Origin of the sequence: Plastoroseomonas hellenica, assembly GCF_018129085.1 — a bacterium.
Classification (GTDB): domain Bacteria; phylum Pseudomonadota; class Alphaproteobacteria; order Acetobacterales; family Acetobacteraceae; genus Plastoroseomonas; species Plastoroseomonas hellenica.
Map to the genome: position 1 here is coordinate 14535 of NZ_JAAGBB010000048.1, position 21089 is coordinate 35623.

Genomic DNA, 21089 nt, shown 5'->3' on the forward strand with positions numbered 1-21089 from the left:
CCAATAGGCAGGCACGCATCGCACTGCCTGCGCAGGCCGCGGTCAAGCCACCGGCTGAAGAAAAGCCCTCGGAGGAACGTCATGACGCGCATCACACGCCGCGCCGCCATCCTTGCCGCTGCCGCACTCGTGCGCCCTGCTCTCGCCCAGGGCAGCTATCCCGACCGCCCGGTGCGGCTGATCGTTCCCTATTCCGCCGGCGGCGTCGCCGACACCATCGCGAGGGTGATGCAGCCCAAGATCGGCGAACATCTCGGCCAGGCCCTGATCGTCGAGAACCGCACCGGCGCTTCCGGTGCCATCGCCGCCGCGGCCGTCGCGCAGAGCCCGCCGGATGGCCACACGCTGATGCTGGAAGGCGCCACCTTCGCCACCCTGCCGCTGGTCAACCACAACCTGCCGGTCAATTACGAGACTGCCTTCATCCCGGTCGCTCAGGCGACCGCCCAGCCCTATTTCATCGCCGTCCGCCGCGATTTCCCGGCCGAGGACATCCGAGGCTTCATCGCCGAAGCCCGCCGGCGCCCCGGCGAGATCACCTATGGCACGCCCGGCGTCGCCCATATCGGCCATTTCATGGGCGAGCTGCTGCAATCCAGCGCCAATATCCGGCTGGAGCACGTGCCGTTCCGCGGCGGCGCCGACGCGTCCCGTGAGGTCGGCGCCGGCCGCATCGATGCCGCGATCATCAGCCATTCTAGCCTGCTGCCGGCGCTGCAGGCCGGCCGCGCCCGGCTGGTCGCGGTGACCAGCGCCGAACGCCGCCCGCTGGCACCCGACGTCCCGGCGCTGGCCGAACTCTTCCCCGGCTACGACCTCGGCTCCTGGACCGGCGTCTTCGCACCCGCCGCGACGCCCGCGCCCATCCTGCACCGCTTCACGGCCGCGCTGCATCACGCGATCAACGACGCCCAGACCCGCGAACGGCTGATCGCCGGCGGCAACGACCCTGTGATCTCCGACATGGAGCGCTACGCGGCGGTCATTCGCCGGGACCGCGACGTGGCGCGCCGGATCGTGGCCAATTCACCAAGCCTGCGGGGCTGATGAGGTTCATGAGATCAACGAGGGACGCGAAGGCGCCCCCTTTCGAGGGAGAACTTCATGCGGTTTGCACGAAGGCGGACTCTGTTCGCGCTCGCCGGCCTCACGCCGGCCCTGGCGACCCCGGCCCTGGCGCAGGCGGACTGGCCGACCCGGCCGATCCGCATGGTCATCCCCTACCCGCCAGGCGGCGCCAGCGACATCATCGCGCGCCTGCTGGCGCCGCACATGACCGAATTGCTCGGGCAGGTCTGGGTGGTGGAGAACCGGCCGGGCGCCAACGGGTTCATCGCCGCCGAGCACGTGGCACGGAGCGCGCCGGACGGCTACACGCTGCTCATGGGCAATGCCGGGCCGAACGGCACCGGCCCCGCGCTCTATGGCAGCCGCACGCCTTATGATGCGATCCGGGATTTCTCCGCGATCATGGCGGTTTCCGTCGTGCCGCTCGTCATGGCCGTGCATCCGGCCGTGCCGGTGCGGAGCTTCCCCGAATTCATCGCCCATGCCCGGGAGATCCGGGGGCGCCTGAGCTACGGCACGGCCGGGGTCGGCTCCGCCGGACATATGGGGATCGAGCTGTTGAAATCGCTCACCGATATCGAGATGACGCATGTGCCCTATCGCGGCAGCTCGCCGCTGACCTCGGACCTGATCGCCGGGACGGTGCCGCTGAGCTGCGACACCGCGCCGGTGCTGCTGCCGCATGCGCAGGCCGGGCGTGTACGGGCGATCGCGGTCACCGCCGCGCAGCGCATCCCCGAGGCGCCGGAACTGGCGGCGGTGAGCGAGACCGTGCCAGGCTTCGAGACGGTGAGCTGGGGCGGCGTGATGGGCCCGGCGGGACTTCCCCCGCCCATCGTCGCGCGGCTCAACACCGCGCTGAACACTGCCATGGCCCGGCCGCAGGTGGGCGAAGCCTTGCAGCGCCAGGGCATCCAGCCGCAACGCGGCACGCCGGAAGCCTTCGCGACCTATGTCGCCGCGGAAGTGCGGAAATGGACAGGCGTGGTGCAGCAGATGGGACTGCGGCCTGAGTAGGCAGGCCCTATCCCTGGGGAAGGCTCCGCCTTCCCCAACCCCCATCCGCCAGGAGGCTTCCGCGTCGGCGTATACACCGACGGACCTGCTTCACTTGGTGCCCCTGATTGCCAAGGGGGTGCCGCCTCGAAGCGGGCGGCACCCCCTTGGCAATCAGGGCTCTACAATGATCGGGGTGCAGGGGCCCTAGGCTCCTGCCGGGTGAGGTCCGGAGAGGGCAGAGCCCTCTCCGGGATGCGCCACCCTCACTCCGCCGCTTTCGGCATGTGCCCCAGGCCGCCTTCGTACTTCGTCGCGCTGTCGGCGGGCAGCCATTGCGCTTCCATGGCGCGGATGCGGTCGAAGCCGGAGAAGGCGTGGAGGTTGCCGATCGGGTGGGCGCGGAAGCGCGCGTCGAATTCGGCTTCGGCCATGGGGCCGTGGGTTTTGAGGGCGGTCGCGAAGTCGTGGATCGCCATCAGGGTGGCGCGCATGGTGGCACCGGGCAGGATGGTGACGGCGATGCCGAGCTCCGCCATCTCCTCCGCGCTCATGCGGGGCGAGATGCCGGTCATGTTGTAGAAGATCGGGCCCTTCACCTCGGCGCAGATGCGGGCGATCTCGGCTTTGTCGGTCGGGCCTTCGACGAAGGCGAGGTCGGCGCCGGCATCGAGGAAAGCGTTGGCGCGCCATATGGCTTCGTCGAGCGAGCCGCCATGGGCACCGCGCGCATCGGTGCGGGCGACGATGACGAAGCTGGGATCGATCGCGTCACGGACCGAGGCGGCGGCGCGGATCTTCCCCACGGCTTCCTCGCGGCCGATCACCTCGCGGCCGGCGACATGGCCGCAGCGCTTGGGCGCCACCTGGTCTTCCATGTGCAGGCCGGCGACGCCGCCCCGGATATATTCCTCGACCGTGCGGGCGACGTTGATGGCGTTGCCGAAGCCGGTATCGGCATCGGCGATGAGCGGAATGCGGACGGCGCTGGCGATCAGCTTGGCGTTCAGCGCCATCTCGGTCTGGGTGACGAGGCCGGCATCGGGCAGACCGAGCAGCGAGAGGGAGGTGCCGTAGCCGGTCATGTAGATGGCCGGGAAGCCGACTTCCTCCAGCACGCGGGCGGACATGGCGTTGTAGCAGCCGGGGATGATCAGCGGCTTCGCGGCAGCGATCGCCGCACGCAGCCTGGTGCCGGGACGGGCGCTTTCGCCTTCGCCGAGACGCATGGGACTCTCCTCCGTTCCTGGACTTTGCGTGGAGTTTGGCCCTGGGCGCGACGCGCGTCACCCCTCCGGATCGAGGACGGCTTCCAGCGTCATCAGCACGGGGTTGTCACCACGGACCAGACTGCCCTCGCTGAGCGCGCCCGTGTAGTCCACCAGGGTGATGTCGAGCTGACTGTCGGCGCCGATGCAGCCGTCACGGATGAACATCTCGGTGGCGAAGGGATCGACGGGGGGCGCAGCGGCGTAGCGCGCGCCAATGATGCTGCCGACGCCGCCGCGCAGCGCGGCGCGTGAAAATCCGGCCTCCCGCGCCAAGGCCTCGAGGGCGAGGGTGATGTCCTGGTTGGGGCGCAGCCGCAATGCGAGGCCGGGATGGCCGCCGACACCGTCGATGCGTGGCGCGGGAATGGGTGCGAAGAGGCGGAAGCCGGTCTCCGGGTCGTCGGCGACGGCGAATTCGGCACCGGAGAGCGCGACACCCGAGACGCGGATCGGCACGGCGATGATCGCTTCCTCAGGCAGGATATGGCCGGCGCAACGCCTGCCGTCGGCTTCGGTCCAGATGGCGTGGGTGTGGAAGAAGGGCGCGCCGTCACGGCTGCCGAAGGTGACGGCGCCGCGTTCCAGCCGCGTCGTGCCGGGCGGACGGAAGGTCCCGCTGTACCAGGCGGCGCAGGCCGCATCGGGCGAGAGCGCCGGCATCACATAGCCGAAGGGGCCGAAGCCGCCGCCTTCGATGCTGAGCGCCGCGGATCGGAAGCCCTGTGCGGCGAGCGCGTCGCGCAGCGCCTCCAGCAGCAGGGCGCCGGGCGGCAGCATGAATTCCACCGGGTGCAGCAGCGCGGGGACGACAACCGCACGTGCGGTCGGTGGTGGGCCGGGCTGGCGGATGCTCCGCATCAGGTCTTCGCCAGCGGCAGCAACCCGCGCGCTTCCAGGGCTTCGCGCACCAGCCGCTTCGGCACCTTGCCATAGCCGGATTTCGGCATCTCCGGCAGGAAGAAGACGCGCTTCGGGAGTTTGTAGCGGGGCATCTTGCCTGCCATCCAGGCGAGCAGCGTGGCCTCATCCGTCTGGCCGTTACGCACCACGATGGCGGCGACGCCGACCTCGCCCCAGAGCGGGTCGGGCACGCCGATCACCGCGGCTTCGGCGACATCCGGATGGGTCAGCAGCTTCTCTTCGATCTCCCGCGGATAGATGTTGGAACCGCCGGAGATATACATGTCCGACGCACGGCCGGTGATGTAGAGGAAGCCCTCCGCATCCATGTGGCCGAGGTCGCCGGTGCGGAACCAGCCGTCGCGGAAGCTCTTCGCGTTCGCCTCCGGATTGTCGTAGTAGCCGGCGAAGACGGCGGGGCCGATGACGCAGATCTCGCCGGTCTCGAAGGGCGCCAGCGCCCGGCCGGCATCGTCCTGGATCTGCACCTCCATCCCTGTCCGCTCGAAGCCGCAGGTGCCGATGCGGGCAGCCGGGCCATCCTCCGCCTCATGCAGGGCGGGCGGCAGGTAGGTGATGTTGCCGGTGACCTCGCCGAGCCCGAAATACTGGACGATCACCTTGCCGAGGCGCCGCAGGATCATCTGCTGGTCGGCGCGGTACATCGGCGCGCCGGCATAGATGACGTGGCGCAGGGAGGCGTGGTCGTGGCGCCCGGCCGCCGGATGCTCGGCCAGCATCTTCAGGATGGTCGGCACGGTGAACATATTGGTCACGCGATGCGCTTCGATCAGGCGCCAGGCTTCCTCGATGTCGAAGCGCTCGGTCGGCAACAGGATGGTCTTTGCGGCGCGGGCGACCTGCGTGAGCTGGTGCACGCCGGCGCCGTGGGACAGCGGTGCAACCACCAGGGAAGCATCCTCCTCGCAGGTGCCGGGCAGCAGGTCGGCCAGGTGGTTATTCACCACGAAGGCCAACTGCCCATGGGTCAGCACCGCCGCCTTGGAGCGGCCGGTGGTACCGGAGGTGAAGAAGAACCAGCAGGCGTCGTCGTACTCGACCGGCTCGGCCGGCGCCGCGGTGCCGGCGTGCTGCGCCATCAGCGCCTCGAGCTCTGCACCGATGCGGATGACACTACCCGTCAACGGCGCTACGGCCTCGGCATGCGCTGAAAAATCCTCGTGGCAGAGGAAGAGACGCGGGCGTGACATCTCGGCGAGATCAGCGACCTCATCGGCCAGCAGCCGGAAATTGGTCGGCACATAGACGGCGCCCACGCGGAAGATGGCGAACATCGCCACGAACATCTGTTCGCAATTCCTGGAATGGACGAGCACCCGGTCGCCCTTGCCGATGCCACGGGCGCGCAGCAGCGCGGCGATGGCGGCGGCGCGGGCCTCCATCTCGGCGAAGCTCCAGGTCCGGTCGCCCCAGACGAAGCCGGGGCGCGCCGGGTGCCGACGTGCCGCCTGGGTCAAGAGGTGGCCGAGATTCATCACCCGGCGGCTGATCCGCTGTTCGGCCATGATGCGTTCCTCCGTCGTCTCCACGCAGTCTTGCGGAGAAGCGGCGCCCTGCCCAGGCCCCGTGGACAGCGGGGCATCCGTCGCGCCAGTCTCACCCGACCGGAGGAGAATCGCCGATGCAACGCCGCAGCCTGTCCGCCCTGGCGCTGGCCAGCCTCACGCCCGGCGCGGCGCATGCCCAGGCATCGCTGGCGCTTCATACCGCCGGCGCCGGCAGCGCCTTCCTGCCTTATGGGGAGGGGCTGGCGGCGCAGCTCGGGCGGGCGAACATCGCTGTCACGGTGCGCCAGAGCACCGGGTCACTGCAGAACCTGACGGCTGTCGAGGATGACGCGGCGGCGCTCGGCACCGCCTTCCTCGGCAGCGCCTGGGATGCGCTGCAGGGCGCGCCGAATGCCGGCGGACGCCGGCATGTCGCGATCCGCGCACTGTTCCCGATGTATGAGACCGCCTTCATGGTCGCCGCCCCCGCCGCTTCCGGCCTGCGAACGCTGCGCGACCTGCATGGCAAGCGCGTCGGCGCCGGGCCGGCGCGCGGTCCGGCGGAAGGCTTCTTCCGGGTCGCGGCCGCGGCGGCGGGGATCGAGCCGGTGATCGTCAGCGGCGACCCGGCGGCGCTCGCCGAGGGGTTGCTGCGCGGCGAGATGGATGCGCTGTGGCAAGGTGCGGCGGTGCCGATCCCGGCGCTGACCATGGTCGCGGACCGGGCCGACGCGGTGATCTTCGGCCTGACCGCAGAGGAGGTCGCGGAGGTCCGCCGCCGCCTGCCCTATATGGCGGAAGCCGTGGTGCCGCCCGGCACCTATCGCGGCCAGACCGCGTCGGTGACCAGCTTCGCCGCCTGGAACTTCATCGTCGCCAACCGGGCGCTGCCGGAAGCGACGGCTTATGCCATCACCCGAGCCGCGCTCTCCGCCGCCGATCCCCGCGCGGAGATCCATGCCAGCGCCGGCGGCACCCGGGCCGAGAATGCGCGCTTCAACAGCGTGCTGCCCTTCCACCCCGGCGCGGCCCGCTTCTATGCGGAGCGCGGGGTGGCGCTGGCGGCACCGCCGGCCTGACGGCCGCGCCCGCTTCAGGCGATCGGGCGCGCATCGTCCAGCAGGATGATCCGGTGCAGCCGCCGCCTGTGCTGGCCCTCGTCCCATTCCGTCGCGCGGTGCAGGCTGCAGCGGTTGTCGCTCATCAGCACATCGCCGGGCCGCCAGTGATGCTCATGCACGAAGCCCGGCTGGGTCATATGCGCGAGCAACGTCTCGAAGAGGGATTTCGCCTCCTCTTCCGGTAAACCCTCGATGATCGACCCCCATTCGCCACCCATGTAGAGGCCGCGGCGGCCGGATTCGGGATGGGTGCGGACCAGGGGATGGACCACGTCGGGATAGCGGGCGCCCTCCGCCTCCACCTGCTCCTCGGTCGAATCGGGGAACAGGATGCGGAACAGGGTGCGGCGGCTGTGGCGCACGCTCATGCCGGAAATGCGGGCCCGGGTCGGCTCGTCCAGCGCCTCCCAGGCGGCGATGCCATTGGCGTAGCGGGTCTCGCCGGCGACCGGCGGCACCTCCAGCGCATGCAGGAAGGTGAAGAGGGCGGGGCGCTCCAGGTGGTAGTGGTCGGTGTGCCAGTTGAGCCCGACCTTGGCGGCGCCTGCCGCCTTGCCGTTTTCCATCACATTGCCGACCACGAAGACTTCGGGATGGCCGGGGACGCAGAGGTCCTGACGGCTGTGGATGTCCAACTCGCCGCCGAAGCGCCGGGTGAAGGCGACATAGCCATCCACGCTCAGGTGCTGCTGGTCGCGGATCAGCAGCAGCGTGCGCTCGACGCAGGCGCCGCGCAGGATGGCGGTGATCTCTTCGTCCTCGGGCGCCGCCAGGTCGACGCCGCCGATCTCGACACCGATCGCGGGCTCGAGCTCACGGACGGTCAGGCCGCGGCGCGCCGCCGCGGCGCGCCAGAACGCCATGCTGCTGCCCATGTCAGACAATCTCCTGCACGAGGCGAAGACGCCGCTTGTCGGCGTCGGAAGTAAGGAAGCGCGCGTAGAGTGGCTCCGCGGCGCGCTGGAACGCCCCCTTGTCGGGATCGGTCACCACGGCACCATGCGCGATGGCCTGGCTGTGCAGCGCGGTCTCGCCTTCCACCACCAGATTGCGCTCGAAGACCGCACTGTCCTCGGCCGCCTGGACGACGGCGCTGCGGATATCGGCCGGCAGCGCCTGGAAGCGGCGTTCCGAAAGGATCACCGGCGCGGTCAGGCTGAGCCAGCCGATGCGTGACCAGTTGCGCGCGACCTCAAAGAATTTCTGCCCGACATAGTTGGTGTAGGCGGCCTCCGCCCCATCCACCACGCCGACCTGCAAGGCACCGTAGAGCTCGCCATAGGCGAGCGGCGTGGCATTGGCCCCAAAGGCCTGGAAGGCCGCGACATGGACCGGGTTCTGCTGCGTGCGGATCTTCTTGCCGCGCAGATCGGCGAGGGTCGCGACCGGCGAGCGCGCCATGACGTGGCGGATGCCGGAGGAGTAGAGCGAGAGCAGACGGAAGTTGCGCCCCCGTGATGCCTCCGCGAGTTCGGCCATCACCGGGCTGCGCGCCACCTTGTCGAGATGCGCGTAGTCGCGGATCAGGTAGGGCATGTCGAAGAGCTGGAACTCGCGCACGAAATTGGCGAAGGCCGCGTGCGAAGGTACGGCGATGTCGATGGTGCCGAGCGCCACGCCTTCGACCATCGGCAATTCATTGCCGAGCTGGCCGTTCGGGAAGATCTGCAGCCCGGCTCGGCCGGAGGTGAGTTCCCTGAGGCGGCGGTCCATGACCTTGAGACCTTCGTCCTGCACCTCCCCCACCGCATTGGTATGGGCGGCGCGCAAGGTCACGGCCTGCGCCAGAGCAGGTCGCGCGACGAAGGGAGCGGCAAGGCCGGCGGCGAGCAGGCCGCGGCGGGTGATGCGCATCGTCATGGAGCCTCCGGTGTCACAGCAGGGCACGCGGCAGCCACAGCACCACGTCCGGCACGTAGGTGCTGAGCAGCAGCATGAGGATGAGGGGAATGAGCGGAATCCAGATCACGCGACTGACCTGCATGACCGAGCGGCGAGCGACGGTCGAGGCGATGAAGAGGCAGATGCCGTAAGGCGGCGTGATCAGGCCGATCGAGAGGTTGATCGCCACCACCACGCCGAAATGCAGCGGATCGATGCCGAGCTTCACCGCGATCGGCATCAGCACCGGCATCAGGATGAGCAGCGCCGAGATGCTCTCCATGAACATGCCGACGATCAGCAACAGGATGTTGACGACGAGTAGGAAGACCCAGGCGGAGCCGATATTCGCCTCGAACCAGGTGGCGAGCAGCGTGGGGACGTCCTGGATGGCGACCAGCCAGGAGAAGATGGAGGCGGTGCCGATGATGATCATGACCGCGGAGGAAATGCCGGCGGTGCGCAGCATCATCCTCGGTAGGTCGGCGAGCTTCAGCTCCCGATAGACGAAGAGGCCGATCAGCAGGCCCGCGACCACGGCGAGCACCGCGGCTTCGGTCGGCGTCACCACGCCGCCGATGATGCCGACCACGACGATGACCGGCATCGACAATGCCGGCAAGGCTTCGCGGAAGGCGGATATCAGGCGCGACATGCGGAAGGGCTCGGCATCCGCGTAGCGCTCCGGCTGACGGCGCGTATAGAGCCAATGTCCCACCATCAGCCCGGCCGCCGCGATGATGCCGGGCAGGATGCCGCCCAGGAACATGGCGCCGACCGAGAGATCGCTGATCATCGCCAGCACCACCATGATGATGGAGGGCGGGATGATCGGGCCGAGCGTGCCCGCCGCCGCGACGGTCGCCGCCGCGTAGTCGAGGTTGTAGCCACGCTTCTTCATCTCCGGGATGAGGATGGCGGAGATCGCCGCCGTATCGGCGCTGCCGGAGCCGGAGATGGCGGAGAGGCCGGTCGCGGTCACCGTCGCGACCATGTAGAGGCTGCCGCGGATCCAGCCGACCAGCGCGGTCGCGAGGTTGACGATGGCGCGCGCGATGCCGCCCTGCTCCATGATGAGCCCGGCCAGCACGAAGAAGGGGATGGCGAGCAGCGGAAAGCTGTCGATCCCGTTGTAGAGCCGCTGCGCCACGACGACGAGCGGCGTCGCGCCGGTGACCGCGAGGGTCAGCGCGCCGGCCACGCCGAGCACGAAGACCATCGGTGCGCCGGCGGTGAGCAGCAGCAGGAAGGAGCCGAAGGTCAGCGCCATCAGTCCACCCTCACGCCGCCGCCGGTGGTCACAGCACCCTGCCCGAAGATGGCCGCACCGAAGGCCAGCGTCGCCTCCAGCCCGAGATAAGCCGCGCTGACCGGCAATGCGATATAGGGCACCTGCATGGAGACCTGCAGCGCCGCGCTGGTCTGGATGGCACCGACCTCGATGAGCAGCAGCCCGCCTTCGAACACCACCCACAGGAACCAGAGGCAGAGGCCCGCGACCGGCACCATGATGGCGCGTGCCAGGCGCGGCGGCAGCATTTCCACCAACGTCTCGATAGAGACGTGCAGGCGTTCGCGCATGGCATAGCCGGCGCCGAGCAGCACCATCCAGATCTGCGCGAAGGTCGCGACCTCGGTCGCGCCGGCGATGGAGAAGTTGAAGAGGTAGCGCCCGGCCACCTGCACGAGCACGGCGGCCACCATGATGGCGACCAGCAGGATCAGCGCGGCATCGACGATGCGGCGGAGCACCAGGAGCGCGAAGCGCGCAGCACGCAAGGCGACGCCTGGCGGCGCGAGCGGCACGGAACCGGTAAGGCCATGCAAGATCGGGTGCTCCTCCGTCGGCGGGTCCGGCGAAGGCAGCTCAGCAATTTACGGGCCAGCAGCGCGTATACGGGTTACAGGCGACCAATCGACGGCATGTTGCCGCCGAAATGCGCGGCCGGCCTGCCGCGCGGGCAGTTCAGGGCGCGCGCAGCGCCGCGATCCGGCTGAGCGCGGCCTCCGGCAGGCGGCCTTTCGCGACCGCTGCGGCGGCATGCTCGAACTCGGCGGTGGAGGAGCTGCCGACCAGGATCAAGCTCATGCCGGCGGGGCCGATCGCGAAGCGCAGCGCGGCTTCCACCAGGTCGGCGGCGTGGCCTTCCTCCACCAGGGGCAGGAAACGGCGCGCGGCCGCGACATCCTCGGCATAGCTGGCGCCGGAGGCTATGGGCTCGACCTTCTGCGCGGAGACGGGATGCCGTGCCTCGCTGCCGCTCAGCGCACCGCCGGCCAGCACGCGGATGCCGATGACGCCGACATCTCGCGATGCCGCATGGTCGATGATCTGGCCGAGATCCGGCATGCCGGCGGGCGCCGGCGCGGCGGCACTCGGGTTCAGCAGGTTGTAGGGGATCTGGGCGCTGGCGAAGCCGCCCTCATCCATCACATGCCGCAGCGCCGCGGCATCGCCGATGCCGGTGATGCCATAGTGGCGGATCTTGCCTTGCTCCCGCAGCCGGCGGAGCGCCGGCACCGCCTCGGCCAGGATCTGCGCGTCGGTGAAGCTCGGCGCCTGGCCATGCAGGGTGATCGGGTTGTGGAGCTGGAAGAGGTCCACGCTGTCGCGGCCGAGGCGGCGCAGGCTGTCCTCGAGCGAGGTCGCGATGGTGCCGGCGATATCGCCGCGCTGCGGATCGAAGATGCGCACCTTGGTGCCGACGATCGGGTCGACCTTCAGGGCGCGGAGCGTGCGGCCGAGATTGGTCTCCGACGCGCCTTCCCCATAGACGAAAGCGGTGTCGAAGTAGTTGACCCCGAGATCCAGCGCGCGGCCGATGGCCTTTTCCTGCTCGGCGGGTTCGCCGCGCACCATGAGGCCGCCGATCGCCCCGCATCCATAGCCGAGGACGGAGACGCGGAGATCCGTCCGTCCGAGCCGGCGCTGTTCCATGGCTGTCCCCCATCCCTTGCTAGAGCACGACCCGTTCGCTTGCGCTCACGGATCATGCTCTAGCCTTTTGTTTGGTCGCGTGATTCAGACTTTTCGGCGATTCCGCCTCAAGTCATCACGCTCTGTGGCGCCACCCTGGGCGATGGCGTGCCGCCCGGCAAGGCGTTGCCCAGGCTCGCAGGCGCGTGAATACTCCGCTGGCCGGCCGCAGAGCCGGCTTCGGAGGATCGATCCATGGGAACCCGTCGTCGCCTGCTGGGCGGTGCCGCGGCCATCGGCGCTGCGCTGCCGCTGCGCGCCCTGGCCGCCTATCCGGACCGCCCGCTGCGCGTCATCGTGCCCTTCACCCCCGGCGGCAACACCGACATCCTCGGGCGCATCGCCGGCGAGGTGATGGCGCCACGGCTTGGCCAGCCGATGGTCATCGAGAATCGCGCCGGCGCCGGCGGCAGCATCGGCGCCGACCTGGTCGCCAAGGCACCGCCCGATGGCTATACGCTGCTGTTCGGCGCCGGTGGGCCGTTGGTCGCCAATCCGGTGCTGCAGGCGCGCATCCCCTATGATGTGGCGCGCGATTTCAGGCCGATCGGCCTGGTCGGCATCATGCCCATGGTCTGCATCCTGGGCCCGCGCCTCCCGGTGCGGAGCATGACCGAATTCCTGGCGCTGCTGCGGGCGCGCCCCGGGCAGGTGACGGTCGCGACGCCTGGCACCGGCAGCGCCGCGCATCTGACGCTGGAACTGCTCGGCGCCCAAGCGAGCGTGCGGATGACACATGTCCCCTATCGGGGCGGCAGCGCCCTGGTGCCGGACCTGATCGCCGGCACCGTCGATGCCGCGCTCGTCGAATTGCCGAACGTGCTGCCGCTGCATCGCGACGGCCAGGCGCGCATCATCGGCATCGCGGCACTGGAACGCTCCGCGGTACTGCCGGAGGTGGAGACCTTCGTGGAGGCGGGCCTGCCCGGCTTCACGGCAGGCAGCTTCGGCGGGCTGTTGGCCCCGGCCGGCACGCCCGATGCAACGATCGCAACACTGCACCGGGCGCTGGCCGAGAGCATGGCGGTGCCGGCAGTCGCAGCGCGCGTCGCCCAGGTCGGCGCGGTGCCGGCGACGCCAGAGCAAGCGACGCCCGCAGGCTTCGCCCGCTTCCTGGCCGCGGAGCTGGCGGCAGCGCGGCGCGCTGTCGAGCTTGCCGGGCTGAAGCCGGAATAGCGTCAGGCCGCCAGGCGCGGTGGGCGACCGCTGGAGAAGGCGCGTGCGCGCGTCTCCTCGACCGGCGTCAGGTCACCGAGTACCCGAGCCAGCCGCACCAGGGTCTGATCCGTCGCCCGGGTCAGCGGCAGCCGCGGCGTTGAATCGCAGAGCTTCAGCAAGCCGAGCGCCGCCTTCACCGGCACCGGGTTCGGCTCCAGAAAGAGCGCGGCATCGAGCGGCGCCAGCGCGTCCCGGAGTGTGGCGGCCAGCGCCATGTCCTGCTCGGCGAAGGCGTGCTGGAGCGCAGCACAGAGCGCGGGCACCACATTCGCCGTGACGGAGACGCAGCCCACGCCGCCCATCGCGAGATGCGCGAACGCGGTCGCGTCGTCGCCCGAGAATTGCGGTAGGTCGGCACCGCAAAGGCGTGCCAGGCGCGGCGGCCGGGCGAGCTCGCCGGAGGCATCCTTGATGGCATGGATCGCGCCATCGTCGCGCAACCGGGCGATGGTGTCGTCGGCGAAGGCGACGCCGGCGCGCGACGGCACGTCATAGAGCATCACCGCGAGGCCGGTCGCCGAAGCGACGGCGCGGACATGCGCGCGCAGCCCTGCCTGACCGGGCTTCGAATAGGGCGGCGCCGAGGCCAGCAGCATGGTCGCGCCGCAGCGCTCCGCGGCGATCGAGAGCGCCACCGCGGCTTCCGTGCAAGGTGCGCCGACGCCCGCGATCACCGGCATGCCGCCCTGCGCCGCTTCGACGGCGCAGGCGATGGCGCGGGCATGCTCGGTGGCGGACAGGGCCGGCGCCTCCCCGGTGCTGCCGCAGATCACGACGGCGGCAGCACCGCGGCGTTGCGCCCGGCTCACCAGCCGCGCCAGCGCGCGCTCATCGATGCGGCTGGGGTCGTCGGTGATGAAGGGCGTGACCAGTGCTGGCACCAGGCCGCGCAGGCTGGCGGGGGCGACGGAGATCATCGCGCAGCCCTCCGCATGCCGGCACGGCGGCAGACCAGCAGCAGGTCACCCTCCGCCTGGGCGCGCAGGCGCACCCGCTCGAAGCCATAGTCCCGGAGCGACGCCGCGATGCCCGCGGCGCCGGCGCCGAGCGCGCGCATCACCAGCCGGCCGCCGCGGCGCAGCGCCCGACGGGCACAGGCAGCGACGGCAAGGCCGGCTTCCGCGGTTTCGACGCGAGGTGCGACGACCACTTCGGCGGGTTCGGGCCGGGCGGGCGGGGCCGCGAAGGCAGCGGCGCCGCGGCAGCCGCGCCGGATCGCATCGACCATCAGGTCCGCGGCCCCGGCCGGGGCACCGATGACGAGGATGCGGTCGTGAGTTCCCGCGCGCACCGCGCCCAACAGGGACGGGGTGGGGGCGGGAAGTCGGCGTGTCGATGACATGAGGTCCTCCACGCCGGGAAAGCTGGGCGCGGAGGCCGTAAAGGCGCCATTCGAGCCTGCTCGCCGCCGCGCAAAGACAGCGTAAAGGCAGCATTTCGACAGCAGCGGCGATCCGCGCCATGCTGAACACGCCTGTGGAGGAAGACGGACATGCACCCGCTGACGATCGCGGTGGTCTCGCGCAACTATTTCAACCTGCCGATCTGGATCGCGCGCAGTGCCGGTCTCTTCACGGCGGAAGGGCTCGACGTCACCATCGACCATATCGAGGGAATCGAGGAAGTGAATGCGCGGCTGCGCGACGGGCGCGCGCAGCTCGCCTATGGCGTGACGGAGCATGTGATCCTGGATGCCGAATCCGGCGGGCGCACCGCGATCATCGGCGGCAATGTGAACAAGCTGCCCTTCTCCCTGATCGCGCGCCCGGGTATCGCGGGGCTGGAGGGGTTGCGCGGCAAGCGGATCGGTGTGTCGTCGCTGCGGGCCGGCAGTTCCTCGCTCATCATGAAGCTGCTGGCGGCGCGCGGGCTGCACTGGCCGCAGGACTACGAGCTGGTGCCCTGCGGCCCGATCCTGGCGCGGTGGGAGCTGCTGCGCAGCGGCGGCATCGATGCGGGGTTGCAGGGCGCGCCGCTGAACCGCATCGCGATGGAGCAGGGCTTCGTCTCGCTCTGCGAGCCGCGCGACGAGGTGCCGCATTTCCAGTTCACCAGCCTCGATGTCCATCTGGACTGGGCGGCCGCCCATCGCGACCCGTTGCTGCGGTTTTTGCGCGCCTTCCTGCGCGCGCATGAGCGCTTCTACAGGGAGCGCGAAGAAGCGAATGCGGTCGCGGTGGCGGAGACCGGCGTCGAGACGCGGCATGCCGATCTGGCCTGGGAGGAATACACGCGGGAGGCGATCTTTCCCCGCGACGGCGAGGCCAGCGGCCCCGGCGTGCAGGCGCTGATCGAGACCAGCGCGCTGATCCGCGAGTTGCCGTCCCGCGCCCGCACCCGGACCGAGGACTATATCGACCGGTCCTGGTTGGCGGAGGCGAGGGCGTCCCTATGAGCGCGCCCGATGATCGGAGGGGCGATAGCGCATCCGAATGCCCCGGAGAGCTGAATCGGCCGCGCCAAGCGAGCGTGATCGACTACGGCGATCGGGCACGGCTCGGGGTGCTGCTGCCCTCCGGCAACAGTGTCGCGGAGGCGGAGCTGCATGCCATGCTGCCGCCGGGCGTCGGGTTGAACGTGACGCGACTGGAGCTGCGCGGCAGCTCCGAACCCGAGCTGATGCGCATGATCGAAGCGCTGGAGCCGGCGGCGCGGCTGCTGGCCGACGCCCGGGTCGACCGGGTGGCCTTCCACTGCACGGCCGTTTCCACCTTCGCGCCGGCGCTGGGCGACGCGATCCGCACCCGCGTCGAGGACGCGACCGCGCTGCCCGCCTTCGCGACCTCGGACGCCATCCTGGCAGCCTTCGCGGCACTCGGCGCGCGCAGCGCCCTGCTGGTGACGCCCTATATCGAACCGGTGCATGCGCGGGAGGTCGCCTTCCTGGCCGCACACGGCATCGCGGTCGCGGGCGGCGACTGGATGGGCGTCGACACCAATGCGGAGATGGCGCGCATTCCGGTCGAGGCGATCCGGGAGCAGACATTGCGTGCCGCGAAGGCGGCGCCGGGGGCCGATCTCTGCTTCCTGTCCTGCACCGCGATCCGCTCCGCCGGCGTCATCGCGGTGCTGGAGGAAGCGCTCGGCATCCCCGTCATCACCAGCAACCAGGCCATGCTGTGGCACGGCATGCGGGCGATGGGGATCGGGGATGCGGTGCCGGGCTTCGGGCGCCTGATGAACGCCCGGTAATCTCACGCACACTTTACGGGGCGCGCGGCTCCACTATACACGGCCTGAGAAGCAAGCGCCGCGGTGCCACGCGGCGGGCCGGGAGAAAGACGTCATGAACCGTTTCACACGCCGCGAGTTGGCCGCCGGTGCTGTCTTCCTGGGCGGCCTCGCGCCTGCCGTGCTGCGCGCCCAGACCCGCATTGTGCTCCGCCTCGGCTGGACCAGCGGCGACGGCGCGCAGGATCCCTACGCGATCGGTGCCCGCGAGTTCAAGAAGGCGCTGGAAGAGAAGGTCGGCGACCGCGTCGACGTGCAGCTCTTCCCAAACCGCGCCATCGGTGACGAACGCCCCCTGGTCGATGGCATGCGGCTCGGCACGGTGGACATGGGCATCATCACCAACGCTGTCATCGCGCAGATCGAGCCCGCGTTCCAGCTCAACGACCTGCCCTTCCTGTTCGGCAGCGAGGCACAGGCGCACCGGGTGTTGGACGGCGCGGTCGGCAACGACCTGAAACAGCGGCTGGAGCGGCGTGGCATCATCGCGCTCGGCTTCATGGAGGGCGGCTTCCGCCACATGATCAACAACATCCGGCCGATCACCCGGCCGGAGGATGTGCGCGGCATCAAGTTCCGGGTGCTGCAGAGCCCGATCTTCATCGAGATGTACCGCAGCCTTGGCGGCAATGCCGTGCCGATGGCCTGGGGCGAGACCTTCACCGCCGTGCAGCAGGGCGCGATCGACGGGCTCGAGATCCCGCTCGGGGTCATCGACCAGAACAAGTACTACGAGGTGACGAAGTACCTCTCGCTGACCGGCCACATCTATTCGATGAACGGGCTGCTGATCAGCAAGCGCAGCTTCGACCGCCTGCCGGCCGACCTGAAGACCGCGGTGAACGAAGCGGCGGCGACCGCCGTGCGGATCGAGCGCCAGACCATCGGAACGCTGGCCGCAGGCCTGGTGCGCAGCCTCGCCGGGCATGGGATGCAGGTGAACGAGGTGCCGGACAAGGCCGCCTTCCGTCGCGCCGTGCTGCCGATGTACGAGAATTTCCGCGGGCAGATCGGCGCCGAGCTGGTGCGCGAAGCCCTGGCCGCGGTGCAGTGAGAGCCCGTTTGAGAATGGTGCGGAGGTGGGCTGGCGAGGGATTTTTCGTTCCTGTCGTGTCGGGCGACGCAGCCGATGCCGGTTGCATCGGCGAGGAGGCCGGCGCGGCAGGGGCGGAAAAGACCCGCCAGCACGCCCCGCAGCCATTCTCAAATGGGCTCTGAGCCTGTGCTCCGGCTCTTCGGGACGCTTGCAGGCCTGATCGCGGCGGCGACGCGGGCGTCGGTGGTGCTGGCCGCGGCGGCGATGCTGCTCGCGATCGCCTACCAGGTGCTGATGCGCTACGTCTTCGGCGCCACGCCATCCTGGAGCGAGGAGCTGGCGCTGCTGCTGTTCAGTTGGACGGTGCTCGGCAGCTTCGCGCTTGGCGTCCATGAAGGCTGGCATGTGCGGCTGACATTGCTGCCGGACGCGCTGCCGGCACGGCTGAGGCGCTGGATGGAGCGGCTGACCGACGCGATGACTGCCTGCCTCGGTGTTTTCCTGGCCTGGGCAGGACTGCGCTTCATGGAGGTGACGGAAGGCTCCGTCTCCGCCGCCATCGAGTACCCGATCGAGATCCTGAACGTGATGGCGCCGATCGCCGGCGCGCTGATCGCGCTGTTCGGCGCGGAGCGCGCGCTGCGCCCGGGCGGCGCAGCGCCGGCGGAGGAGATCGCGGCATGACGCCGATCGCCTGGTGCCTGACCGCCGGCTTTGCCGGGCTGGTGCTGTTCGGCTTTCCGTTCGCCATCGCGATCCCGCTCGCCATCACCGCGGCGCTGATCGCCGCCGATATCGAACCCGCCTTCCTGGCCCAGGCCGTGATCAGCGGATCGCAGCAATTCAGCCTGCTGGCCATCCCGCTCTTCATGCTGGCGGGGGAGCTGATGACGGCCGGCGGCCTGTCGCAGCGGCTGGTCGATTTCGCTTCCACCCTGGTACGGCATCGCACCGGTGGCCTCGCCATGGTGGCCGTGCTCGCGGCGACAGTGTTCTCCGCCATCTCCGGCTCGGCGCCGGCGACGACCGCTGCGATCGGCGGCATCCTGATCCCGGCCATGGCAAAGGCGGGATACGACCGTGCCTTCGCAGCCTCCATCGCGGTCAGCGCCGGCGTGCTGGGGCCGCTGATCCCGCCATCGATCGCCTTCGTGATCTGGGGGATCGTGGCGGAGCAGTCGATCGGACGGCTCTTCGTTGCGGGCATCGTGCCGGGGCTGACCTTGGCGGCCGGGCTGCTCGTCGTCTGCTACGTGCACGCGCGCCGCAATCAGGTGCCGCGCCTGCCGCGCGCCAGTATCCGCGAGACCTGGACCGCCTTCCACCGCGCCAAATGGGCGCTGGGATCGCCGCTGGTGGTGCTGGGCGGCATCTATGGCGGCATCTTCACGCCGACCGAAGCGGCCGCCGTCTCCTGCCTCTACGCGGTGCTGGTCGGGTTGTTCGTGGAGCGGCTGCTCACGCTGCGAGCCCTGCCCGGCCTGATCGCACGGGCGATGAAGACCAGCGGCATGGTCTGCGCGATCATCGCCGTCTCCACCGGCTTCGGCATCCTGATCGCGCAGGAACAGCTCGCGACGCGGTTCGCGCATTGGATGGCCGCCAACATCCAGGAGAAATGGCTGGCGCTGGCGGCGCTCAACATCGCCTTCTTCCTGCTGGCGGCTGTCATGGACGAGATCGCCATCATGGTGATCCTGGGCCCGATGCTGATCGCCATCGCGACCCGCTTCGGTGTCGATCCCATCCATTTCGGCGCCATCATCGTGACCAATGTCGCGATCGGCATGGCAGCGCCGCCGATCGGCTATTGCCTGTTCATCGGCATGGCGCTGAGCGGGCTGTCGCTGGCGCGCATCTCCCGCGCCATCTGGCCACAGATCCTGGTGATGCTGGTGGTGCTGTTCCTGACCACCTACATCCCCGAATTCGCGCTGATCCTGCAGCCGGCGGCCCGGTGATCCCGGGCCACCGACGGGTTCAGCCGAAGCCGTAGAGGCGAGCCGGGTTGTCCACCAGCACGGCCTGGCGCTGCGCCGCACTCGGCGCCCATTCGCCGAGCAGGTCGAAGAGCTGCCCGTCCTCCGGCACCACGTCATGAAGCGAGGGGTGCGGCCAGTCGGTGCCCCAGAGGCAACGCTCCGGCGCCGCGGCCAGCAGCGCCTTGGCGAAGGGCGCGACATCAGCATAAGGCAGCCCGCCCGAGGAGATGCGGTAACCGCAGAGCTTCACCCAGACCTGCTCGCTGCCGAGCAGCCGCAGCAGCGCCTGGAAGGCGGGCGCCTCGACGCCGTCCGCGGTGCGCACGCCGCCCATGTGGTCGATCACCACCTGCACCGGCAGCTTGGCGAGGCGCGGCGCCAGCTCCGGCAATTGATGCCCTTCCAGGTATACCTGCAGGTGGAAGCCGAGCGGCGCGATGCGCTTCGTCAGCGCCTCGAGCTGATCGAGCGGGGTGCCGTTGCCGGAAACGGCATTGAAGCGCAGCCCGCGCACGCCCTGCGCCTGCAAGCTGCGCAGTGCCGTGTCGTCGAAACTGTCATCCACCACCGCGATGGCACAGGCGCGATCGCGACCGAAGCGCTGCACGGCATCGATGGTGCAGCGATTGTCGGTGCCGTAGACGCTCGGCTGCACGACCACCATCCGTTCGATGCCGAGCGCATTGGCGACGCGCAGATAGTCTGCGATGGACGCCTCCTGCGGGTCGTAGCTGCGGCCGGGATCGAGCGGGAAGCGGTCATAGGGGCCGAAGATGTGGAAATGGCAGTCGGTGCTGCCGGCAGGACCGCGCCAGGACGGGCGCGGGGCCTCCTGGCGATGCGGAATACATGGCTTCATGACGGTAGTCCCTTGTTGGTCGGAGCTCGGCGGCAGGATGGCGGTCATTCCACAGTGATATTGGCGTCCCGGACCAGGCGGCCCACCATCTCGCGCTGCGCGGCCACGTAGCGGGTGAATTCGCCGGGCGGCGTGCCGCGGGTGACGGCGCCGATCTGCGCGAAACGGTCACGCACCGCCGGTGTCTCCAGCGCCTGGCGCACCGCCGCGTGCAGGCGCGCGAGGACCGGCGCGGGTGTGCCGGCGGGGGCGTAGAGCCCGTTCCATTCATCGACCAGCACCGCCGGATACCCCGCCGTGGCCATGGTCGGCACATCGGGCAGCGAGGAGACGCGGGTGTCGGAGGCGACGGCAAGCGCCTGCAGACGGCCATCGCGGACGAGCTGGCTCGCGGAATTCACGGTGGCAAAGGCGAACACCACATTGCCGGCGATCAGGTCGGGCAGCACCGCGGAACCGCCGCGGTAGGGGACGTGCGCCAGGTCGAGCCCGGTTTCGCGAAGGAACAGCACGCTGGCGAGATGCGATCCCGTGGCATTGCCGGAGGAGCCATAGGCAAGCTGCCCCGGCCGCGCCCTGCACCAGGCGACGAATTCCGCGAGCGAGGCGACCGGCAGGTTCGGTGGCACGACGAGGATCTGTGGCAGCACCGTGATCAGACTGACCGGCGCGAAGGCGGTCGCGTAGTCGAAGGGCAGGTTGCGCAGCAGATGCGGATTGACGACATGGCCGAGCGCATCGAGCAGCAGCGTGTGCCCGTCCGGCGGCGCGGCGGCGACGACCGCGGCGCCGATCGACCCGCCGGCGCCGGCGCGGTTCTCCACGACGATCGGCTGGCCCAGCACCTCCTGCATCACCGGTGCGATCAGCCGCGCGGTGGTGTCGGTGCCGCCACCCGGCGTGTAGGGCGAAACGACGCGGATCGGGCGTGAGGGGAAAGCTGCGGGTTGCGCGTGGCCGCCGCCGGGCAACGCAGCAGCACCAGCGGCGGCGAGAAGGGAGCGGCGCGATACGGCGCCTTTGCATGTCGTCATGGCCTGC

The 21089-nt window shown here is 69.9% G+C and carries 21 protein-coding genes; 9 read left to right on the forward strand and 12 right to left on the reverse strand.

All coding sequences use genetic code 11. The features are described from left to right. The first annotated feature begins 81 nt into the window (after positions 1 to 81). Both GXW71_RS27380 and GXW71_RS27385 read left to right on the forward strand, forming a co-directional pair. Positions 82 to 1047 (forward strand): Bug family tripartite tricarboxylate transporter substrate binding protein, encoded by a 966-nt coding sequence (locus GXW71_RS27380; RefSeq protein WP_211855884.1) that lies wholly within the window; start codon positions 82 to 84, stop codon positions 1045 to 1047. 57 nt (positions 1048 to 1104) lie between these two features. Beyond that, on the forward strand, positions 1105 to 2085 hold the full coding sequence (locus tag GXW71_RS27385) for a Bug family tripartite tricarboxylate transporter substrate binding protein (protein WP_211855885.1): 981 nt from the start codon (positions 1105 to 1107) through the stop codon (positions 2083 to 2085). A gap of 245 nt (positions 2086 to 2330) precedes the next feature. Here GXW71_RS27385 and GXW71_RS27390 read toward each other — a convergent pair whose 3' ends face one another. From GXW71_RS27390 to GXW71_RS27400, 3 genes are read right to left on the reverse strand one after another with little or no spacing between them, the layout of a single operon-like run. Further along, positions 2331 to 3293, reverse strand: a complete 963-nt coding sequence (locus GXW71_RS27390; RefSeq protein ID WP_211855886.1) for an isocitrate lyase/PEP mutase family protein — start codon at positions 3291 to 3293, stop codon at positions 2331 to 2333. Positions 3294 to 3350: 57 nt separating this feature from the next. Beyond that, complete coding sequence (locus GXW71_RS27395) at positions 3351 to 4193, reverse strand: PPC domain-containing DNA-binding protein (protein WP_211855887.1); 843 nt, start codon at positions 4191 to 4193, stop codon at positions 3351 to 3353. Next, positions 4193 to 5785, reverse strand: coding sequence for an acyl-CoA synthetase (locus tag GXW71_RS27400; protein WP_367617382.1), 1593 nt, complete (start codon positions 5783 to 5785; stop codon positions 4193 to 4195). Before GXW71_RS27400 ends, GXW71_RS27395 begins: the two co-directional genes overlap by 1 nt. A 92-nt stretch (positions 5786 to 5877) precedes the next feature. Here GXW71_RS27400 and GXW71_RS27405 point away from each other — a divergent pair, with 92 nt between their 5' ends. Next, positions 5878 to 6822, forward strand: coding sequence for a TAXI family TRAP transporter solute-binding subunit (locus tag GXW71_RS27405; protein ID WP_211855889.1), 945 nt, complete (start codon positions 5878 to 5880; stop codon positions 6820 to 6822). Between the two features lie 14 nt (positions 6823 to 6836). On the opposite strand, the gene GXW71_RS27410 is transcribed toward GXW71_RS27405, so the two are convergent. The 5 genes from GXW71_RS27410 to GXW71_RS27430 form a co-directional block, all read right to left on the reverse strand. Next, a complete protein-coding gene (locus tag GXW71_RS27410; RefSeq protein ID WP_211855890.1) occupies positions 6837 to 7739 on the reverse strand; it encodes a TauD/TfdA dioxygenase family protein in 903 nt (300 codons plus the stop codon). A gap of 1 nt (position 7740) precedes the next feature. Continuing rightward, the gene (locus GXW71_RS27415) at positions 7741 to 8724 is read right to left on the reverse strand and encodes a TRAP transporter substrate-binding protein (RefSeq protein ID WP_211855891.1); all 984 of its coding nucleotides are present in this window, start codon (positions 8722 to 8724) and stop codon (positions 7741 to 7743) included. A gap of 13 nt (positions 8725 to 8737) precedes the next feature. Then, the gene (locus tag GXW71_RS27420; protein WP_211855892.1) at positions 8738 to 10015 is read right to left on the reverse strand and encodes a TRAP transporter large permease; all 1278 of its coding nucleotides are present in this window, start codon (positions 10013 to 10015) and stop codon (positions 8738 to 8740) included. Continuing rightward, positions 10015 to 10572, reverse strand: a complete 558-nt coding sequence (locus GXW71_RS27425; protein WP_211855893.1) for a TRAP transporter small permease — start codon at positions 10570 to 10572, stop codon at positions 10015 to 10017. Before GXW71_RS27425 ends, GXW71_RS27420 begins: the two co-directional genes overlap by 1 nt. A gap of 139 nt (positions 10573 to 10711) precedes the next feature. After that, entirely contained in the window at positions 10712 to 11683 is a 972-nt protein-coding gene (locus GXW71_RS27430) for an aldo/keto reductase (RefSeq protein WP_211855894.1), read from the reverse strand. A 234-nt stretch (positions 11684 to 11917) separates the two neighbouring features. Here GXW71_RS27430 and GXW71_RS27435 point away from each other — a divergent pair, with 234 nt between their 5' ends. Beyond that, positions 11918 to 12898, forward strand: coding sequence for a Bug family tripartite tricarboxylate transporter substrate binding protein (locus GXW71_RS27435; protein WP_211855895.1), 981 nt, complete (start codon positions 11918 to 11920; stop codon positions 12896 to 12898). Positions 12899 to 12900: 2 nt separating this feature from the next. Here the strand turns inward: GXW71_RS27435 and dapA are convergent, their stop codons facing one another. After that, positions 12901 to 13857 carry a 4-hydroxy-tetrahydrodipicolinate synthase gene (dapA, locus tag GXW71_RS27440; protein ID WP_211855896.1) on the reverse strand — a complete coding sequence of 319 codons (957 nt, stop codon included), beginning with the start codon at positions 13855 to 13857 and terminating at the stop codon, positions 12901 to 12903. Next, positions 13854 to 14282 (reverse strand): hypothetical protein, encoded by a 429-nt coding sequence (locus tag GXW71_RS27445; RefSeq protein ID WP_211855897.1) that lies wholly within the window; start codon positions 14280 to 14282, stop codon positions 13854 to 13856. Before GXW71_RS27445 ends, dapA begins: the two co-directional genes overlap by 4 nt. Positions 14283 to 14432: 150 nt before the next feature. Between GXW71_RS27445 and GXW71_RS27450 the strand changes: the two genes are divergently transcribed. The 5 genes from GXW71_RS27450 to GXW71_RS27470 all read left to right on the forward strand — a co-directional run bounded on the left by GXW71_RS27450 (position 14433) and on the right by GXW71_RS27470 (position 19168). After that, positions 14433 to 15335: an ABC transporter substrate-binding protein gene (locus GXW71_RS27450; protein ID WP_211855898.1), complete on the forward strand. Its 903-nt coding sequence runs from the start codon at positions 14433 to 14435 to the stop codon at positions 15333 to 15335. 74 nt (positions 15336 to 15409) lie between these two features. Continuing rightward, entirely contained in the window at positions 15410 to 16132 is a 723-nt protein-coding gene (locus GXW71_RS27455; RefSeq protein ID WP_211855899.1) for a maleate cis-trans isomerase family protein, read from the forward strand. A gap of 94 nt (positions 16133 to 16226) precedes the next feature. After that, on the forward strand, positions 16227 to 17225 hold the full coding sequence (locus GXW71_RS27460; protein ID WP_211855900.1) for a TRAP transporter substrate-binding protein: 999 nt from the start codon (positions 16227 to 16229) through the stop codon (positions 17223 to 17225). A 153-nt stretch (positions 17226 to 17378) separates the two neighbouring features. Continuing rightward, a complete protein-coding gene (locus GXW71_RS27465) occupies positions 17379 to 17891 on the forward strand; it encodes a TRAP transporter small permease (protein WP_211855901.1) in 513 nt (170 codons plus the stop codon). After that, positions 17888 to 19168, forward strand: a complete 1281-nt coding sequence (locus GXW71_RS27470) for a TRAP transporter large permease (protein ID WP_211855902.1) — start codon at positions 17888 to 17890, stop codon at positions 19166 to 19168. The genes GXW71_RS27465 and GXW71_RS27470 overlap by 4 nt, the downstream gene beginning before the upstream one ends. Before the next feature lie 19 nt (positions 19169 to 19187). Here GXW71_RS27470 and GXW71_RS27475 read toward each other — a convergent pair whose 3' ends face one another. Further along, positions 19188 to 20048, reverse strand: a complete 861-nt coding sequence (locus GXW71_RS27475; RefSeq protein WP_211855903.1) for an amidohydrolase family protein — start codon at positions 20046 to 20048, stop codon at positions 19188 to 19190. A 44-nt stretch (positions 20049 to 20092) separates the two neighbouring features. After that, complete coding sequence (locus tag GXW71_RS27480; protein WP_211855904.1) at positions 20093 to 21082, reverse strand: Bug family tripartite tricarboxylate transporter substrate binding protein; 990 nt, start codon at positions 21080 to 21082, stop codon at positions 20093 to 20095. Positions 21083 to 21089: the final 7 nt, after the last annotated feature.

Bases quoted from the DNA above. Each gene is read 5' to 3' on its own strand.
- GXW71_RS27450 (WP_211855898.1), top strand. From the start codon at position 14,433: ATGCACCCGCTGACGATCGCGGTGGTCTCGCGCAACTATTTCAACCTG.
- GXW71_RS27385 (WP_211855885.1), top strand. From the start codon at position 1,105: ATGCGGTTTGCACGAAGGCGGACTCTGTTCGCGCTCGCCGGCCTCACG.
- GXW71_RS27465 (WP_211855901.1), top strand. From the start codon at position 17,379: ATGGGCTCTGAGCCTGTGCTCCGGCTCTTCGGGACGCTTGCAGGCCTG.
- GXW71_RS27380 (WP_211855884.1), top strand. From the start codon at position 82: ATGACGCGCATCACACGCCGCGCCGCCATCCTTGCCGCTGCCGCACTC.
- GXW71_RS27470 (WP_211855902.1), top strand. From the start codon at position 17,888: ATGACGCCGATCGCCTGGTGCCTGACCGCCGGCTTTGCCGGGCTGGTG.
- dapA (WP_211855896.1), bottom strand. From the start codon at position 13,857: ATGATCTCCGTCGCCCCCGCCAGCCTGCGCGGCCTGGTGCCAGCACTG.
- GXW71_RS27405 (WP_211855889.1), top strand. From the start codon at position 5,878: ATGCAACGCCGCAGCCTGTCCGCCCTGGCGCTGGCCAGCCTCACGCCC.
- GXW71_RS27435 (WP_211855895.1), top strand. From the start codon at position 11,918: ATGGGAACCCGTCGTCGCCTGCTGGGCGGTGCCGCGGCCATCGGCGCT.
- GXW71_RS27415 (WP_211855891.1), bottom strand. From the start codon at position 8,724: ATGACGATGCGCATCACCCGCCGCGGCCTGCTCGCCGCCGGCCTTGCC.
- GXW71_RS27445 (WP_211855897.1), bottom strand. From the start codon at position 14,282: ATGTCATCGACACGCCGACTTCCCGCCCCCACCCCGTCCCTGTTGGGC.
- GXW71_RS27430 (WP_211855894.1), bottom strand. From the start codon at position 11,683: ATGGAACAGCGCCGGCTCGGACGGACGGATCTCCGCGTCTCCGTCCTC.
- GXW71_RS27410 (WP_211855890.1), bottom strand. From the start codon at position 7,739: ATGGGCAGCAGCATGGCGTTCTGGCGCGCCGCGGCGGCGCGCCGCGGC.
- GXW71_RS27395 (WP_211855887.1), bottom strand. From the start codon at position 4,193: ATGCGGAGCATCCGCCAGCCCGGCCCACCACCGACCGCACGTGCGGTT.
- GXW71_RS27420 (WP_211855892.1), bottom strand. From the start codon at position 10,015: ATGGCGCTGACCTTCGGCTCCTTCCTGCTGCTGCTCACCGCCGGCGCA.
- GXW71_RS27460 (WP_211855900.1), top strand. From the start codon at position 16,227: ATGAACCGTTTCACACGCCGCGAGTTGGCCGCCGGTGCTGTCTTCCTG.
- GXW71_RS27480 (WP_211855904.1), bottom strand. From the start codon at position 21,082: ATGACGACATGCAAAGGCGCCGTATCGCGCCGCTCCCTTCTCGCCGCC.
- GXW71_RS27390 (WP_211855886.1), bottom strand. From the start codon at position 3,293: ATGCGTCTCGGCGAAGGCGAAAGCGCCCGTCCCGGCACCAGGCTGCGT.
- GXW71_RS27475 (WP_211855903.1), bottom strand. From the start codon at position 20,048: ATGAAGCCATGTATTCCGCATCGCCAGGAGGCCCCGCGCCCGTCCTGG.